This is a genomic window from Roseburia sp. AF42-8 (assembly GCF_003435965.1).
Classification (GTDB): domain Bacteria; phylum Bacillota; class Clostridia; order Lachnospirales; family Lachnospiraceae; genus Roseburia_C; species Roseburia_C amylophila.
This window is the reverse complement of sequence record NZ_QTVB01000101.1, coordinates 1-2,452: the sequence shown is the minus strand read 5'-3', so window position 1 is coordinate 2,452 and position 2,452 is coordinate 1. Positions and strand designations below refer to the sequence as shown.

The 2,452-nt window shown below is 35.0% G+C and carries 3 protein-coding genes and 1 pseudogene; all 4 read left to right on the top strand.

Going from position 1 to position 2,452, the window contains the following annotated elements; translation table 11 throughout:
- On the top strand, window positions 1-501 hold a 501-nt coding region (locus DW059_RS16010; protein WP_158552142.1), incomplete at its 5' end, for a hypothetical protein.
- A gap of 38 nt (window positions 502-539) precedes the next feature.
- A complete protein-coding gene (locus DW059_RS15315; protein ID WP_117699358.1) occupies window positions 540-1,601 on the top strand; it encodes a S66 family peptidase in 1,062 nt (353 codons plus the stop codon).
- 11 nt (window positions 1,602-1,612) lie between these two features.
- Window positions 1,613-1,813 (top strand): annotated as a pseudogene (locus DW059_RS17455) (helix-turn-helix domain-containing protein); the annotation flags it as partial.
- Complete coding sequence (locus DW059_RS15310; protein WP_330408460.1) at window positions 1,796-2,320, top strand: NUDIX hydrolase; 525 nt, start codon at window positions 1,796-1,798, stop codon at window positions 2,318-2,320. The pseudogene DW059_RS17455 and the gene DW059_RS15310, both read left to right, overlap by 18 nt.
- The last annotated feature ends 132 nt before the right edge of the window (window positions 2,321-2,452 follow it).

The window sequence follows — 2,452 nt, the reverse complement described above, 5'->3', positions numbered from 1 at the left end:
ATTTTTACAGAAGCTTATGAAAAAATATATGGGAATATTATTGATGGTATTGCTTATCATACTGACCGCGAAGGTAACGAATGGGAAGAGGAAGTACTAGTAGAATCGGTACAAATTATAAGAGAATTAAATCTTACTAAGGATATTGAGAACTTATTAAGAAATGAAGGTATGTATTCAAGTGAAGTTTGTGTTGATTATGAAAATGGATTATATGAGCCTATCTATCTAGAATTGAAGCGCATTTATGCATCAGCACTCCATGTCATTATAAATGGAAAGCCATGCAAGCATGCTCAGCCAGTAATAGAATTAAATATGTTACCAGAGGAATATATGGCGTATTATTATGATTTCTTTGATAGATATAATAATGATAAAAGGATAAAAAGGAAGTATGAATTAAGGGAGGAGATTATATATAGTAGCCAGTCTCTTGTAGAAAATATGAAGTCAATAATTGACAAAATTGTACGTATTTATGAAATTGAAGAAGTATAAAAGCGGACAGTGTTTTAGCAAAGAGAGAGGATGTCTGTATGCGATATGCAAGAAAATTGAGAAAAGGTGACAAAGTAGCAATTGTAAGCTTGTCGAGTGGAATGCTTGGTGAAGAATTTTGCAGTCATAATATTGAGATTGGTGTAAAGAGATTAAAAGAATATGGTTTGGAGCCGGTATTTATGCCAAATGCTTTGAAGGGTATTGAATATTTGCAAACTCACCCGCAAGCAAGGGCGAAAGACCTAAAAGATGCATTTCTGGATAATTCTATTGCAGGGATTATTTGTGCAATTGGTGGTGATGATACATACAGACTTTTGCCTTATCTGATGGAAGATGAAGAGTTTATAAAAGCGGTAGAGGAGCATCCAAAATTATTTACAGGATTCTCAGATACTACTATCAATCATTTGATGTTTTATAAACTGGGCTTGTCTACTTATTACGGACCAAACTTTATTTGTGATTTGGGAGAAATTGCAGATGAAATGTTACCATATACCAAAAGGGCATTTGAGAGTTATTTGGAAGGTAATGAATCTGATGAAATTACATCCAGTGATACTTGGTATGAAGAAAGAGAAGATTTTTCAAGAGTCGCAATAGGAACAGAAAGAAAAACTCATAAGGAAGAACGTGGGTTTGAACTTCTCCAGGGAAGTGAAATTTTCCAAGGAGGATTATTAGGCGGATGTTTGGAAAGCCTTTATGATGTATTGACCAATAGCAGATATGAAGATGAAAAGGAAGTTTGTGAAAGATATGATTTGTTTCCAAATAAGGAAGAGTGGATTGGGAAAATTCTATTTATAGAAACCTGCGAAGAAAAACCGACTCCTGAATTGTTTGAAAGAGAAGTGTTATTACTGAAAGAAAAGGGAGTATTCGACGTGGTAAATGGTGTATTAGTTGGAAAACCACAGGATGAAGCTTATTATCAGGAATATAAAGATATTCTTATTAGAGTGATAGACAATGAGAAACTTCCGATTGTTTATAATGTGAATTTCGGACATGCTATGCCACGATGCGCGTTACAGTATGGTGCTGTTGCAAAGGTAGATATGAAGCAGAAAAAGATTTATGTGAATAGGTAGGAGCGAATACTATGGCTGTATCATATAACAAATTATGGAAATTATTAGTGGATAAAAAAATGAGCAAATCTGATTTGCGTAAAAAGGCAGAAATTGCCCCGAATACAATGACAAAATTGCGACGTGATGAAGAGGTAAGTCTTACAATTCTTAGCAAAATCTGTAAGACTTTAAATGCAGATTTTGGCGATATTGTGGAGTATGTACCGGATGCAGAAATTTGGGATTTGTATGATGAAAATAGGGAGCTTCTTGGGAAAGACCATGTCAGGGGTGAGCAGTTACCGATAGACGGATATCATCTGGTGGTACATGTTTGGATTCGCAATTCAAAGGGAGAGTATCTGATTGCGCAGCGCTCGGCAAACAGACCAACATTTCCCTTGGTGTGGGAATGTGTGGATGGTTCAGTGATAAAAGGGGAAGATAGTTTGCAAGGTGCACTCAGAGAAGTAAAAGAAGAAGTAGGGGTAGATTTATTACCGGAAAAAGGACATGTTATTTTGTCTGATATAAAGAAAATAGAGTTCGGTAAAGTAGTTAATAAAATTGTAGATGTTTGGTTGTTCGAGTATGATGGAGAGGTTGATTTGAGCAATGCTACAACAGATGAAGTGGCGCAAGTTGCGTGGATGAATCGGGAGCAAATTAAGGAACTGTTTGAACATAATATGTTTGTGGAGACGTTGGAATACTTTTTTACGGAAGTGGATAAATAATAAGTTGTGACAACTTTAACGTTAGTAAGAAATGTCTTTTGACATAGAAAGAAATGTAGTAAATTTGCAAAAGGAGTTTGTTGAATATGAAAGATAATTCAAATTATGAAATTATTGAAAATGATGCTGAAC